The organism is Acinetobacter gyllenbergii (assembly GCF_001682515.1).
Classification (GTDB): Bacteria; Pseudomonadota; Gammaproteobacteria; order Pseudomonadales; family Moraxellaceae; genus Acinetobacter; species Acinetobacter gyllenbergii.
Genome location: NZ_KV575261.1, coordinates 779211 through 794114, shown reverse-complemented (window position 1 = coordinate 794114; position 14904 = coordinate 779211). Strand labels below are relative to the sequence as shown.

Annotated in this window: 15 protein-coding genes; 6 read left to right on the top strand and 9 right to left on the bottom strand. The window is 41.3% G+C overall.

Going from position 1 to position 14904, the window contains the following annotated elements:
* Window positions 1-27 precede the first annotated feature (27 nt).
* Together queE and dapD are read right to left on the bottom strand one after the other, a co-directional pair.
* Window positions 28-738, bottom strand: a complete 711-nt coding sequence (gene queE / locus NG55_RS03955) for a 7-carboxy-7-deazaguanine synthase QueE (protein WP_065342385.1) — start codon at window positions 736-738, stop codon at window positions 28-30.
* 119 nt (window positions 739-857) lie between these two features.
* A complete protein-coding gene (gene dapD / locus NG55_RS03950; RefSeq protein WP_005195842.1) occupies window positions 858-1679 on the bottom strand; it encodes a 2,3,4,5-tetrahydropyridine-2,6-dicarboxylate N-succinyltransferase in 822 nt (273 codons plus the stop codon).
* Window positions 1680-2092: 413 nt separating this feature from the next.
* Between dapD and carO the strand changes: the two genes are divergently transcribed.
* Window positions 2093-2842 carry an ornithine uptake porin CarO gene (gene carO, locus NG55_RS03945; RefSeq protein ID WP_016540904.1) on the top strand — a complete coding sequence of 250 codons (750 nt, stop codon included), beginning with the start codon at window positions 2093-2095 and terminating at the stop codon, window positions 2840-2842.
* Window positions 2843-2945: 103 nt separating this feature from the next.
* Here carO and NG55_RS03940 read toward each other — a convergent pair whose 3' ends face one another.
* From NG55_RS03940 to NG55_RS03915, 6 genes are all read right to left on the bottom strand, one after another.
* Window positions 2946-3869, bottom strand: a complete 924-nt coding sequence (locus NG55_RS03940) for a CysB family HTH-type transcriptional regulator (protein ID WP_016540905.1) — start codon at window positions 3867-3869, stop codon at window positions 2946-2948.
* 53 nt (window positions 3870-3922) lie between these two features.
* The gene (locus NG55_RS03935; protein WP_005189934.1) at window positions 3923-4993 is read right to left on the bottom strand and encodes a sulfate/molybdate ABC transporter ATP-binding protein; all 1071 of its coding nucleotides are present in this window, start codon (window positions 4991-4993) and stop codon (window positions 3923-3925) included.
* Window positions 4994-5004: 11 nt separating this feature from the next.
* Window positions 5005-5889, bottom strand: coding sequence for a sulfate ABC transporter permease subunit CysW (cysW, locus tag NG55_RS03930; protein ID WP_016540907.1), 885 nt, complete (start codon window positions 5887-5889; stop codon window positions 5005-5007).
* On the bottom strand, window positions 5886-6719 hold the full coding sequence (cysT, locus tag NG55_RS03925) for a sulfate ABC transporter permease subunit CysT (protein WP_005274145.1): 834 nt from the start codon (window positions 6717-6719) through the stop codon (window positions 5886-5888). The genes cysW and cysT overlap by 4 nt, the downstream gene beginning before the upstream one ends.
* A gap of 77 nt (window positions 6720-6796) precedes the next feature.
* Window positions 6797-7399 carry an RBBP9/YdeN family alpha/beta hydrolase gene (locus tag NG55_RS03920; protein WP_065342384.1) on the bottom strand — a complete coding sequence of 201 codons (603 nt, stop codon included), beginning with the start codon at window positions 7397-7399 and terminating at the stop codon, window positions 6797-6799.
* 31 nt (window positions 7400-7430) lie between these two features.
* Window positions 7431-8438 carry a sulfate ABC transporter substrate-binding protein gene (locus NG55_RS03915; protein WP_016540910.1) on the bottom strand — a complete coding sequence of 336 codons (1008 nt, stop codon included), beginning with the start codon at window positions 8436-8438 and terminating at the stop codon, window positions 7431-7433.
* Between the two features lie 246 nt (window positions 8439-8684).
* Here NG55_RS03915 and pabC point away from each other — a divergent pair, with 246 nt between their 5' ends.
* Genes pabC through NG55_RS03895 form a run of 4 tightly spaced genes read left to right on the top strand, consistent with a single transcriptional unit; the run spans window position 8685 to window position 11466 of the window.
* Complete coding sequence (gene pabC, locus NG55_RS03910; protein ID WP_065342704.1) at window positions 8685-9497, top strand: aminodeoxychorismate lyase; 813 nt, start codon at window positions 8685-8687, stop codon at window positions 9495-9497.
* A 1-nt stretch (window position 9498) separates the two neighbouring features.
* A complete protein-coding gene (mltG, locus tag NG55_RS03905) occupies window positions 9499-10578 on the top strand; it encodes an endolytic transglycosylase MltG (protein WP_065342383.1) in 1080 nt (359 codons plus the stop codon).
* A complete protein-coding gene (tmk, locus tag NG55_RS03900; protein ID WP_023270298.1) occupies window positions 10578-11177 on the top strand; it encodes a dTMP kinase in 600 nt (199 codons plus the stop codon). The genes mltG and tmk overlap by 1 nt, the downstream gene beginning before the upstream one ends.
* A 10-nt stretch (window positions 11178-11187) precedes the next feature.
* Window positions 11188-11466: a DUF7660 family protein gene (locus NG55_RS03895; RefSeq protein WP_004878522.1), complete on the top strand. Its 279-nt coding sequence runs from the start codon at window positions 11188-11190 to the stop codon at window positions 11464-11466.
* Between the two features lie 48 nt (window positions 11467-11514).
* On the opposite strand, the gene nadB is transcribed toward NG55_RS03895, so the two are convergent.
* Window positions 11515-13152: an L-aspartate oxidase gene (nadB, locus tag NG55_RS03890; protein ID WP_171257933.1), complete on the bottom strand. Its 1638-nt coding sequence runs from the start codon at window positions 13150-13152 to the stop codon at window positions 11515-11517.
* Window positions 13153-13524: 372 nt separating this feature from the next.
* Here nadB and NG55_RS03885 point away from each other — a divergent pair, with 372 nt between their 5' ends.
* Complete coding sequence (locus tag NG55_RS03885) at window positions 13525-14901, top strand: Do family serine endopeptidase (RefSeq protein ID WP_016540915.1); 1377 nt, start codon at window positions 13525-13527, stop codon at window positions 14899-14901.
* Window positions 14902-14904: the final 3 nt, after the last annotated feature.

The window sequence follows — 14904 nt, the reverse complement described above, 5'->3', positions numbered from 1 at the left end:
TGTTGCAGAACGGTCTTTGTGAGCTTTTTAACGACCAGATTCATCATTCCATAACAGTTTATGTAACTGTAGCTGGAAGCGAACAGGGAGGTGGTCATCCAAAATCCACTGCGCTAAATCGCGCGCTAATGCTGGCAAGCCAACAGCACCTTTTTCAACTGCAAAAGCAGGCGAGAACCATATGGTACTCACTTTATCTTGCAACTGAAATTGTTCGAGTTGTTGTCTTGACCACTCATAATCCTCACGATTACAGATCACAAATTTAATCTGATCATGTGGTGTTAAATAGTCAAGATTACTATATAGATTTCGGTGATCTTCTTTAGAAGTCGGTGTTTTTAAATCAAGTACTTTAGAAACACGTGGGTCGACTTTAGAAACATCCAAGGCACCACTCGTTTCCAAGGAAACTTCAAACCCGAGATCACACAGGCGCTGTAGTAATATCAGGCAGTTCGGCTGAGCAAGCGGCTCGCCACCAGTGACACAAATATAGGGGGTTTTATGTTGGCTTGCAGTTTCAATAATGTGTTCAAGCGATAAACGCTCACCGCCTTCAAAAGAGTAGGTGGTATCACAATAACTACAACGTAAAGGGCAACCTGTTAAACGAATAAAAACCGTTGGTAGACCAAAGGTATTCGCTTCGCCTTGCAAAGAGTAAAAAATCTCCGTGATGCGTAAACCAGCCGCAGGATCAGAGACAGGAATTGCAGAAGAACGTAAGGAAGCCATAAACAGTTACCACAAACAGGTGCTACACAAGCAGCATGCTACATAAAAAACAAAATCTCTACGACCATGACTGATCGTAGAGATGGGGAACGATCAAGTTCCACAATAAATATTACAAATTAGTCAGCGCGTAATAAATCATTCAAGCTGGTTTTAGCACGAGTTTTCGCATCAACTTTTTTCACGATGATTGCAGCATAAAGGCTGTAAGTACCGCATTTAGATGGGAGGCTACCCGCTACAACCACAGAACCTGCCGGTACGCGACCGTAGTGAACTTCACCAGTCTCACGATCAAAGATCTTGGTTGATTGACCAATGAATACGCCCATTGAAATGACAGAACCTTCTTCAACAATCACGCCTTCAACGATTTCAGAACGTGCACCGATAAAGCAGTTGTCTTCAATAATGGTTGGGTTGGCTTGTAATGGCTCTAAAACACCACCGATACCCACACCACCAGACAAGTGAACATTTTTACCGATTTGAGCACATGAACCGACAGTAGCCCATGTATCAACCATTGTGCCTTCATCGACATAAGCGCCGATATTGACATAAGAAGGCATCAACACCACATTTTTAGCTTGGAAACTACCACGGCGAGCAACAGCAGGCGGTACGACACGTACACCTGCAGCCTTGAACTGTTCTTCAGTCCAACCTGAGTATTTAGTTGCTACTTTGTCATAGAAACGAAGATCACACGCTTCAATTGGTGTGTTGTCATTAAGTTTAAATGAAAGTAAAACCGCTTTTTTTAACCACTGGTGAACAACCCACTCACCATCAATTTTTTCAGCAACACGGAGGGTACCGTTATCTAAACCTGTCAAGGCTTCTTCTACTGCTTGACGGATTTCTGTTGGGCAATCCGCTGCACTATAGTTGGCACGGTCTTCAAATGCTTGCTCAATGATCGTAGAAAGCTGAGACATGATCTTCCTTCTTCCAAAAAAATTTTGAAGATTTTACACTAATTTTGTAGGGTCTGTTGCCATTTTATAAATAGGTTGCGTTATAAGTCTAAATTTCACAAGCCATGCCTTGTATCGTCTAAAAAATCTCCATTATCGCAACCCTAGAGAAAGTGACAGCAGCCCCTCAGAATCTTTGAAAAATGAAGTTACAATATATTGTTTTAAAATTAAGCAATAAAAATGTCATAAAAACGGAGATTGTTGTTTTTTATCTATAATTTTAAAATACATAATTCCTTTGAATTTGTATCAAAAAATAACAAAAAGTAATCAGTTTCTGTATAAAAAGTTAGCGATCATTCTTTTATGCTTATTTCACAAGCAACAATTATATATTTATTTAAATAAAAGCGTTTTGTGAGGAGACTTCAATGAAAGCTTTGCGTGTTATGTTAGCTGCAGGTGCATTAACAGCGATTGCAGGTACTGCATTTGCAGCAGATGAGCAAGTGGTGAAGGAATCAGTTTATGCATTCCCTTCATACTTAGATCCAGTTTCAGTTCGTGCTGAAGTCGGTACGACAGGCTACGGTGGTGCAATTTCATATCGAGTCAATCCATACGTGAGCTTAAGCCTTGGTTATAATGGTGGTGACATTTCTTGGTCTGATGATCTTAAAGTAAATGGCTCTAAATATGACTTAGATATGGACAATAAAACAGCGTATTTAAATGCTGAGATTCGTCCTTGGGGTACAAATGCAAATAACTTTGTGAACTCAATCTATGTCGCAACAGGTGTAGGTTATTTAGATAATGACTACAAACTTGATCGCCGTGTAGGTCAAGGCCGTAACTTCAGTGTGAACAATACTGATTTTAATGCAACTTCTGATGTACATATCGCTGGTAAAATGAGTTATAAAGATGATATCGCACCATATGTTGGTGTTGGTATTGCACCGCAAGTCTATAAAAATATTGGCGTGTTTGGTGAGGTTGGTGCTTACTATACGGGTAATCCAACAGCATCTTTACAAAACGTAAATGGTGGTACAGCTAGTAATGGTAGTGGCGCTAACTTGAATGATGAAATTGCGAAAGAAGAACGCAATATTGAAAACAAAAGCAGATATGAGTGGATGCCAGTTGCAAAAGTGGGTGTGAGCTTCAAGTTCTAATCCATGCATTCAGCATAAAAAAACGAGCGCCATGCTCGTTTTTTTATGCCTGCGAATAGACAAAATAAAAGGCTCATTTAGAGCCTTTTATTTTTTTGGGTGTCTACTCTTCTGGATAAGCCACTTTTTTGAGTGCTTTAATATCTGTTTCTGGTGAGCAGAGCGAAATAAATTCATAACCATAACCTCGGAGTAGATGGCCTTTGCGGACCGCGATCCAAGTGGTATTTACGCCAAATATATCGGTTTTGATCTGTTGTAGACGATAATCACGTTCAGCATCATAAGCGACATCGTTGACAATTCCGACGCCCATGTTCAGTTCAACATAGGTTTTAATTACGTCGGCATCGAGTGCTGACATGACGATATCAGCATGTAATTGCGCGTCCTCAAAAGCCTTGTCAATTTTTGAACGTCCAGTGAAACCACCATGATAGGTAATCAGAGGATATTCTGCCAAGACATCTAGGCTGATTTTATCGAGCTTTGCCAATGGGTGATCTTTCGGCGTAATAATACTGTGATGCCATTCATAATAAGGCACGCTGGCCAAGTTTTCTTCTGTGGTTAAAGATTCCGTTGCAATCCCAATATCTGCTTCGCCTTGTAACAACATTTCTGCAATTTCTACAGGGCTGGCTTGTTGTAATACCAAATGTACTTTTGGAAATAGTTTTTTAAATTGATTCACAATCGGTGGCAGAACATAACGTGCCTGAGTATGCGTGGTTGCAATGGTCAATGTACCTTCATCCACTTTATTGAAATCATCGGCTAGACGTTTAATATTGTCTGCATCAACCAACATCCGTTCTACAATGCTAAGTAGAGATTGACCTGGTTCAGTCAAACCCAATAAGCGTTTTCCTTTGCGTACAAAGAGCTGTACACCTAATTCATCTTCTAAATCTTTAATATGCTTACTGACACCAGATTGGGAGGTATAAAGAGCCGCAGATGCTTCAGTTAAATTAAAGTTTTGGCGAACAGTTTCCCGAATAATTCTGAGTTGTTGGAAGTTCATAAAAGTTTTTCCTCATAAGAGGATGGGGCGTGTTTTACCCCATCAATATTATTTTAAGCAACTTGCGTTGTTTGATCTGCGAATAAATGAAGTTGAGCCGCACTGATCCAAACGGTTTGATTTGGTTTGAATTGATGTAAGTTCGCCTCTTCTACACTTAATAAAATTTCGATAGTACGTCCACTACGATCTTGTAACTCCGCCACAACTCGACCTGCAATCCATACTTCACGTAAGAAGGTTGCCTCAATGGTGTTAGCTTGAGGTTGGGTATGAATATGTAATTCATTTGGTCGTGCAAATGCAATCACTTTCCCTTGCGGGGCATCTAATAACGTTGGTAGCTGAATACGATCATCGCCGATACGGATAATACCGCCAGTATGCTCGCCTTCAAAACGATTTGCTTGACCAAGGAAATCAAAAACAAACGGTGTTGCAGGTTTTTCGTACACTTCTCGTGGTGAGCCGATTTGTTCAACATCACCTTTGTTCATCACGATAATCTGGTCAGCAACTTCTAGCGCTTCTTCTTGATCGTGGGTGACAAAGATCGAGGTGATATGTAACTCATCATGTAAGGTACGTAACCAGCGGCGTAATTCCTTACGAACTTTGGCATCAAGTGCACCAAATGGTTCATCTAAGAGTAAAACACGTGGTTCTACTGCGAGTGCACGGGCCAATGCGATACGTTGGCGCTGACCACCAGAGAGTTGGGCAGGATAACGGTCAGCCAAAAAGCCGAGTTGTACCAAATCGAGCAAGCGAGTCACACGCTTTTTGATTTCAGCTTCTGAAGGACGTGTTGCACGTGGGCGAACGCGTAAACCAAAGGCAATATTGTCAAAAACAGTCATATGGCGGAACAGTGCATAGTGTTGGAACACGAAACCAACCTGACGCTCACGAACATGGATGTCCGTTGCATCTTCGCCTTCCAGTAAAACTTGACCACCATCTGCAGATTCTAAGCCTGCAATAATACGTAATAAGGTTGTTTTTCCACAGCCTGAAGGACCGAGTAGGGCAACCAATTCACCTTCAGGAAAGTCTAAAGAGATATTTTTGAGCGCATGGAATGCACCAAAGTGTTTTTCAATATTTTTAACTTGAATACTCATCTGTTCATTCCTTAGTGATTCGGTTGATGTTCATTTGCTTGATCTTGGCGGATTTCCAGCCAAGTTTTCAAAATCAATGTAATGATCGCTAAAAATGCCAGTAATGAAGACACAGCAAATGCAGCACTAAAGGTATATTCGTTATAGAGAATCTCTACATGTAACGGTAAGGTATTGGTTTGGCCACGGATATGTCCCGACACCACTGAAACGGCACCAAACTCACCCATCGCACGGGCATTACACAGAATCACACCGTAAATCAGACCCCATTTGATATTGGGTAGTGTCACTTTCCAGAAGGTTTGCCAACCTGAGGCACCCAATACAATCGCTGCTTCTTCTTCCTCTGTGCCTTGGGCTTCCATTAACGGAATGAGTTCACGAGCAACGAATGGAACAGTAATGAAAATGGTGGCTAAAACAATTGCAGGGATGGCATATAAGATTTTGATGTCATGGTCCATTAACCAACTGCCCATCCAGCCTTGTGTACCAAAAATTAGCACCAACATTAAACCCGCAATGACAGGTGATACCGAGAAAGGCATATCAATAATGGTGGTTAAGATGGCTTTTCCACGGAACTGGAATTTTGCAACCGCCCATGCTGCAGCAACACCAAACACGACATTAATGGGTACAGCAATGGCTGCTGTGAGTAAGGTTAGTTTGACTGCTGATAAGGTATCTGAATCAGTTAAAGCGTTAATATAAACGGTCAGACCTTGTTTAAATGCTTCAACAAAAACCAAAATCAGTGGGAGAATTAAGCAACTCAGAAAAAAGATCAGTGCAATACCAATCAAGGTATAGCGTACCCAAGTTGGTTCACGGGTTGCATCTCTGGTTTGTAGTTTGAGTGCTAAAGCATTGCCATTGGTATTTAAACTCATTGTGCAACCCTCCCTGTGCGACGGCTCGCCCACGCTTGTACTAAGTTAATTAAAAATAAGATACCGAAAGAGAGGACGAGCATGACCACTGCGATGGTGGTTGCACCGGCATAATCATATTCTTCTAAACGCGAAATGATCATCAGTGGCGCGATTTCAGTTTTATAAGGCTGGTTGCCTGCAATAAAAATGACTGAACCATATTCACCAACACCTCGGGCAAAAGCCAAAGCAAACCCAGTCAGTAATGCAGGGAATAAAATTGGTAAAATAATTTTGGTAATGGTCTGCCAGCGATTGGCTCCCAAGGCAGAAGCAGCTTCTTCCAATTCGGTTTCAATATCACTGAGTACAGGCTGTACGGTACGAACCACGAAGGGTAGACCAATAAAGATTAAAGCAAGTGTGATCCCAATTGGGGTATAAGCAACTTCGATCCCAAGCGGGGAAAGGTATTGTCCAATCCAGCCTGTTGGGGCATATAACGACGTTAATGCAATACCTGCAACAGCCGTTGGTAGGGCAAATGGCAAGTCAACTAAAGCATCGACAATACGTTTGCCTGGGAAGTTATAACGGACAAGACACCAAGCCAGTAACAAACCAAAAATAACGTTCACTAAAGCCGCAATCAATGCTGCACTGAAGCTAAGCTGTAAGGACTTTAAAATACGTTCGGAGGTTAAGATTTCCCATAAGCCATCCCATCCAATCCCAAAAGATTTGATAAAGACAGCAGATAAAGGAATAAGCACAATCAAAGACACGTAAGCGAGGGTGAAGCCTAATGAGAGACCAAACCCAGGCAGCACTCGGGAACGCTGCGACATGATATTTCCTCAAAGAGAAATGTTTGCTAAAGCAAGCAAATAAATAATGCGAATACTAAGAATATGGGGAGCTGGGGTTAGGCAAATTTCAAATTAAAATTTGCCTGACTCATTCGGACGATAGGCTGCATCTTTTTTTCAGGGAGCAAATAGGTCAGGATCTCAGGGAAGGGACCAAATCCAGATGCGACATTGATATGGCCAACAGCACCTAAATTAATCGGTGTTAATTTCCATGCTTGAGCCAATTGCAAGGCATCGACATAACCTAACCAAGGGTCATTTTCACTAATTAATAATGTGGTCGGTACTTCGATTTTGAGCTGCTGAAAATACTGTTTATAGTCAGTTAGGCTATGGCGCGCAAAGCCTGCTTCACCAAAACGTGCAGGGTTGGCGGGTGCAACCAAAACCAGATTTTTAACTTTTGCTCTGAGTTCTGGGTGTTCAGCCAGTGCTGCTACACTGGTTAAGCAGCCAAAACTATGTGCCACGATTTGAACAGGTGCTGGAGCGGCTGCTACAGTTTTAACAAATTGAGCAACCCATTCACTGAGCACAGGACGATCCCAATGTTGCTGTTGAACGCGAGAGCTAGACACGAGTTGCTGTTGTAACCAAGATTGCCAATGCTGCGCTTCGCTACCACCTACACCTGGAACAATTACGGTATGAATCATGTCCGCTCTCCCTATTTACCCGTTGAGTAAATTATTTCGCTGAGTTGTTGAGCTTGACGATTTGGTCAAACACACCGCCATTATCAAAGTGAGTTTTTTGTACTTTGGTCCAGCCACCAAATTCTTGGTCAATTGTCACCAATTTCAGTGGTTTAAACACATTGCTGTATTTCTTTAATACTGCGGCATTACGCGGGCGGTAGAAGTTGCGTGCAGCAATCTCTTGTCCTGCTGGTGAATACAAGTAGTTCAAGTAACCACGAGCGATTTGTAAATTGCCTTTTTTCTCAGCATTCTTTTCTACGACAGCCACTGGTGGTTCTGCGAGAATTGATAGAGAAGGGGTGACGATTTCGAATTTGCCTGGTTGCTCGCGTACGGCAAGATAAGCTTCATTTTCCCAAGCCAGCAATACATCACCGATACCACGTTCAGCAAAGGTTGTAGTTGCACCACGTGCACCTGAATCCAGTACTTTGGTTTGTTTATAAATTTGACGCACAAACTCTTGAGCTTTGGTGTCGTTACCCCCTTTTTGATGTTTCGCCCATGCCCAAGCACCTAAGTAGTTCCAACGTGCACCACCCGATGTTTTTGGGTTTGGTGTAATGATTTCTACACCTGGCTTAACCAGATCACCCCAATCTTTAATTTGTTTTGGGTTGCCTTTACGAACAAGAAATACAATTGTTGAGGTATATGGCGTAGAGTTGTTCGGTAATTTCTTTTGCCAGTCCGCTGGCAGTAATTTGGCATTTTCAGCAATCTCATCAATATCTGCTGCAAGTGCAAGTGTAACGACATCTGCATTTAAGCCATCAATTACGGCACGAGCTTGTTTACCTGAGCCACCATGTGATTGTTTAAAGTCGATGTCCTGACCAGTACGTTGTTTCCAGAACGCACCAAATTGTTTATTGAAATCTGTATACAGTTCACGCGTTGGGTCATAAGAAACGTTTAAAAATTCTTGTGCCGCAAATGAAGAAACTGAGAGTAATGCGGCAATGACGCCGACTTTAACTTGAGAAAAACGCATGGAAAACCCCTTAAAAACTAAATCACTGTTTGGAATATGTAGGCAGCATAACGCCAGTTTTTTTGCAAAAAAAATAATTAAAATCGAATTTGTTATGAAAAAAATAGAAATAGATAAAATAGATAAGCTTTGCTGAATTGTTGATATACAAGTGATTTTTAATTTTGGACTGTAATTGCTATAATTGTTTTAAATCAATCGCTTATTGTTTTAGTGCTGATTTATAAAGTGGAAGGTATTTGAATGATGCAGTGTTATAAAAATGGACAATTAATTGATTCCATCCCTTTATTAGATCGAGCGTTCCATTATGGTGATGGTTGCTTTACCACAGCACGTATTTTTCACGGAATTTTTGAATTAAAAGAACTGCACTTTGCACGTTTAAAACTGGCTTGCCAGTCCTTGCAACTGGATGCTGATCTATCTTTTATTGAAAAGTCGCTTGTGCATTTACAGCAGCAATATTCCAGTCTTAATGGCACTTTAAAAGTGGTGATTAGCCGTGGTGAAGGAGATCGGGGCTATAGTCTGCCTTTACATGCGGCTGATGTGTACTTGTGGTATTACCCAAGAGTGACACAGGCTTTTCAGCCTGAATGGATTGAAAGTGGCATGTTAAATCATGCTTTGGGTTTGAATATGCCTCATTTAGTAGGCTTAAAAACCTTAAATAGATTAGAACAGGTCTTGTTGAAACAAGAAGCTGATCAGCGTGGTTGGCTAGAAGCACTCGTTAGTGATGTACAAGGCTATATTGTTGAAGGCGTGAGCAGTAATTGTTTTATTCGTATAAATGATCGGTGGATTACGCCTGAACTTCGCTATAATGGCGTCCACGGTGTGATGAGAGCCAAAATCTTGTCGAGAATGCAGCAATATCAGATTGAATGTGAGCAGCGATGTATCGATATGAATGAGATTGGCCATATCCAGAGTTTATTTTTTTGCAATGCGTTACATCCAATGAAAGCGGTTGTTCGATTTAATGATCAGGTCTTAGAGCAGCAACCCTATCTTGATTTATTTGAAACTTTAAAACTTAGCCAGATTGATTAATATGCCAAAGCCGCCTAGTTCCAGCAAAAGTAAGAAAAAGCCAAAAGCTAAACCGAAATCCAGATTTTCTTTTTTTAAAGCCTTTTTGATCGCCATTGTTATTTTTGTTTTGGTGTTCTTTGGCATTGTATGGTCGAGTTTATTTAAAAATTATCCGGTAGACAGTAAAAAACAGCTTTTAGTAATTTCTTCTGGCGATACCTATTCAAGATTTATTGACCGTTTAGCCAAAGAAAATAAAGTGAATTTTCCAATAGTTTTAAAGCTGTATCAGAAGTTTATGATTCATGACACCATGAAAGCGGGTGTCTATGAAATCACAGAAGGCATGAGTATTCGTCAGGTGATGGATATGTTGTCAGATGCAGATAATGCGCAGATGAACCGTATTCTGGTGATTGAAGGAACAACTTTTTCACAGTTGATTCAGAGTCTAAGAAAAGATCCGAATGTCACCAATACTTTGCTTGATCTTCCGCACAGTGAATTATTAAAGCAATTAAATATTTCATATACGCACCCAGAAGGTCTATTTGCGCCAGATACTTATTTCTTTGCCAAAGGCGAAACGGATAAAAAAATCTTAACGGATTTGTACCGCCGTCAAATGAAATCGTTGGATGATGCTTGGGCCAAGAAAGCACCGAATTTACCTTACAAAGATAAGTATGAAGCCTTGATCATGGCTTCGATTATTGAAAAAGAAACCAGTTTAGATAGTGAGTTAGAACAGGTTTCAGGTGTCTTCGTCCGTCGTTTGAAAATGGGGATGCGCTTACAAACGGATCCAACCGTGATTTATGGTATGGGGGAGAATTATAAAGGCAATATCACCCGTAATGATCTGCGCACGCCAACGGCGTATAACACCTATACCATCAATGGTTTACCGCCAACACCAATTGCTTTACCAAGTAAAAAAGCGATTGAGGCAGCGATGCATCCAGATGATGCTAAAAATATCTATTTTGTTGCCACGGGCAATGGTGGGCATAAATTTACAGCGTCTTTAGAAGACCATAATCGTGCAGTGCAAGAATATTTAACTGTGCTACGTTCAAAGAAAAAGCAGGGCGAATAATGTTTATTAGTTTTGAAGGTACGGAAGGTGTTGGTAAGACTACGCTGATTCGTAAAATTCATCAGTACTTTGAACAGCAGGGTAAAGAAGTCGTGTTGACCCGTGAACCGGGTGGAACACCATTGGCTGAACAGATTCGCTCACTGTTGTTGGCGGTGAATCATGAGGAGCAAATGAGTCATGATACCGAGCTGTTATTGATTTATGCAGCACGTGCACAGCATTTACAGCAAGTGATTTTACCCGCATTAGCGGCTGGGAAAATTGTACTGAGCGATCGTTTTACCGATGCCAGCTTTGCATATCAATGTTCTGGACGCGGTTTAAGTCAGGAAAAGTTGCAACTGTTAAATCAAACTTTTGTCGCGAAAATGCCGAATATTACTTTTTGGTTGGATGCACCAATTGAGTTGGGCATGACCCGTGCGCGAGAGCGTGGTGCCTTGGATCGTTTTGAGCAAGAGAAATTAAGTTTCTTTGCTAAAGTTCGTGCTGGTTATGAGACTTTATGGCAAGCAGAGCCTGAACGGATGAAGCGATTGGATGCGACACAGAATGCGGATGTTGTGTTTGAAGATGCTTTGCAATATTTAAAATAGGCCAGTCCTTATGAATAAAGATCATGATAGCTATCATTTAGATAAGGCAATTGATGCGATATCGAGTCATATTGAACTCGCGATTTTTATTCAAAAATTACGTCAGAATCTTATAGATGATCCCAATGGTTGGGAGAATATCAATCTGGCTGATTTTCTTGATGCTTTAGCTTCATGGACTGAAGATATGGACGGATATTATAAAAATACAGATCAGGTTGACCGTTTAGCTCAACCTGATTGGAAAACCTTTGCAGAAATGCTTATGGCTGCTCGAATTTATGAATAATTTTGGAGGCTAAAGATATAGAAGGAAGAATCTTTAGCCTTAATTTCATCACTCATTCACCAAAGGCTGTTCTACTTTAAAGTTTGGTGGAGTTAAAACCGTCTTGCGAATCTCATTTGAGAGTTCTGGATAATCCAGCGTGTAATGCAAACCACGTGATTCCTTACGTTCCATTGCGCAACGTACAATCATTTCCGAAACCAGAACTAGGTTACGTAATTCAATCAAGTTTTTGCTGACACGATAATCTTGATAATACTCAGTAATTTCACGTTTCAGCATTTCAATACGGTGTAAGGCACGTTGCAAACGTTTGGTGGTACGTACAATACCGACATAGTTCCACATGGTAGAACGTAGCTCATCCCAGTTTTGTAAGATGACGACATCTTCATCGGCATCGGTGACTTGTGTTTCATCCCATGTTGGAACATCTGGGAATTGAAACTCAGCATCAAATTTCTGTTCGATATCTTCTGCTGCACTCATGCCATAAACGAAACATTCAAGTAATGAATTACTCGCCATACGGTTAGCGCCGTGTAGGCCTGTATAAGAGGTCTCACCAATGGCATATAAACCATCTAAATCGGTTTGGCTATGTTCATCCACCACCACACCGCCACAGGTGTAATGCGCTGCAGGTACAACTGGGATCATATCTTTGGTGATATCAATGCCAAGCTCAAGCAAACGTGCATATAGGGTCGGGAAGTGTTCGGTAATAAATTCAGGTGACTTATGGGTGATGTCTAACCAGACATGACGAATTCCTAAACGTTTGATTTCATGGTCGATGGTACGTGCCACAATGTCACGTGGTGCAAGTTCAGCACGTTCATCAAAACGCAGCATAAAACGTTCGCCATCCGGTAAACGTAAATAAGCACCTTCACCACGCATTGCTTCAGTAATTAAGAAAGAACGCGCTTTTGGATGATATAAACAAGTTGGATGGAATTGGTTAAATTCCATATTGGCGACACGACAACCTGCCCGATAGGCCATGGCAATTCCATCACCTGTCGCAATATCAGGATTAGATGTGTAGAGATAAGCTTTCATTGCACCACCGCAGGCAAGTGCAGTGAAAGGTGCTAAAAAGGTATGAACCTGCTCGTTGGTTTCATCTAAAGCATAAAGACCAATTGATCGATTGGCTTGGTCTTGATGTCCAAGCTTGTGTAAGGTGATCAGATCTATCGCAATATAATTTTCAAAAATCGTAATGTTGTTTCGTTCTTTCGCACGTTCAACCAAGGTGGTTGAAATGGCTTTGCCTGTTGCATCGGCAGAGTGAATGATACGACGTTGTGAGTGACCACCTTCACGGGTCAGGTGTAGTTGCTCATCATCATCTAGCGTAAATTGCACGCCTTGCTTGAGTAGGAAGTCAACTGAAGGTTTGCCACCTTCGACAGTATGTTTAACAGCATCTAATTCACAAAGATGACCGCCTGCAATCATAGTGTCATTAATATGTTGTTGAATTGAATCTGTTTCGTCTAATACTGCAGCAACACCGCCTTGCGCATAGAAGGTACTGGCTTCTGTCAGCGCTGCCTTGGCTAAAATTGCAATGTTGTAATGACTTGGTAAAGAGAGTGCAAGACTTAAACCTGCACCGCCACTGCCCACAATAATCACATCAAAATGGTGAATTGTTTTTAAATCAGGCATGTCAATCTGCTTCAGTTTTAAACGTTCGCTAATGACACCGCTTTTTTATCAAAAAGGCAAGGGCTAATCTGCCTAGAATTGAGTGAATTTTTAGCGAATGCGAATTATTTGCCGATTATTTTTTGCCTAATCTGTATGAATGAGAAAATGATTACGTTTCAGTACATTGTTTTAATCTATCGTTAAGCTCTCCAAGATAAAACCATTTCTATCGGATGGATTATGCTGAATCTCTCCATAATTTATTCATATTTCATCATTCTAGATCGTTGTATGCATTGAAAATATAAACATATTTTTACGAAAAGAATGGTGAGGTTATGCTAAAAACATAGACCAGAATTTTATTTTAATCATCAGTATGTAGGTTCTTGCTTCATGAAAAGTCGCTATTTACAACAAGGAATGTATGCTGCGGTATTTACGATAGCAGCATCTCAAGTCAATGCTGCATCGCCAGTAGATTTTTCAAATCTGGTTGAGCAGGTCAGCCCTGCTGTTGTGAGTGTCAATGTTGTCAAGAAAATGACTCAGGAAGAGTTATTACAACAACAAGTCCCTGAAATTTTACGTCGTTTTTTTGGTAATCAGGTGATCATCCCTCAACAGCAGGGGCCACAGGAAAAAACTGGCTATGGTAGTGCCTTCTTTATCGGGAAAGATGGCTACTTGCTCACGAACCGTCATGTGGTTGAAAATGCTTCTCGTATCAGTATTATCCTGAATGATCGCCGAGAACTGGATGCCACGCTCGTTGGAAGTGATGAGCGTACCGATATTGCCTTGCTGAAAGTGAATGGCAATAATTTCCCAGAGTTAAAAGTGGGTAATGTCGATCAACTTCGAGTGGGTGAACCTGTCTTGGCGATTGGTTCACCATTTGGTTTTGACTATTCAGCGTCGGCAGGGATTGTCAGTGCGAAATCACGGAATATGAGTGGCGAGACGTCTGTTCCGTTTATTCAAACAGATGCGGCTTTAAACCCAGGTAACTCAGGTGGTCCATTGTTTAACCAGCGTGGTGAGGTGGTCGGGGTGAACTCACGTATCTTCAGTGGTACTGGGGGGTATATGGGCTTATCATTCTCGATCCCAATTGATGTGGCGATGGATGTCGTACAACAATTGAAGACCACGGGTAAAGTAACGCGTTCTTATCTTGGTATTATGATGCAAGATATTGATCGTAACTTGGCAGAAGCTTATAAGTTGCCGAAACCAGAAGGTTCGTTGATTACCCAAGTCGCACCGAAGTCTCCAGCTGAAAAAGCAGGCTTAAAATCAGGTGATGTGATTTTGAAGGCCAATGGTGCATCAATTTCACGTACCAGTGATTTGCTTTATTCACTCAACCGTATCGCGCCGAATCAAACCGTTCAGCTGGAAATTCTACGTGATGATAAAACACGTACAATTTCTGCAACATTGGGTACCGCACCAGATGACACCGCTGCTGATGCAGAGAAAAATAACCCAACCAGTGGTTTAGGGATGAGTATCCGTGATCTAACGGCACCTGAGCAAGCGCGTTTAGATGTGCGTGGTGGTATCTTGATTCAAGATGTGAAGCGTGGCGGTACTGCGTCTTTATCAAATCTGGTTGCGGGTGATGTGATTGTACAAGTGAATGGCACAGCGATTACCAATAGCCAACAATTTGCAAAAACAGTTTCTGCCTTGCCAAAAAATAGTGTTGCGCGTGTAACGATTATTCGTCAAGGTCAGCGTGCAATTCTTGGATTACGTTTACCTTAAGAT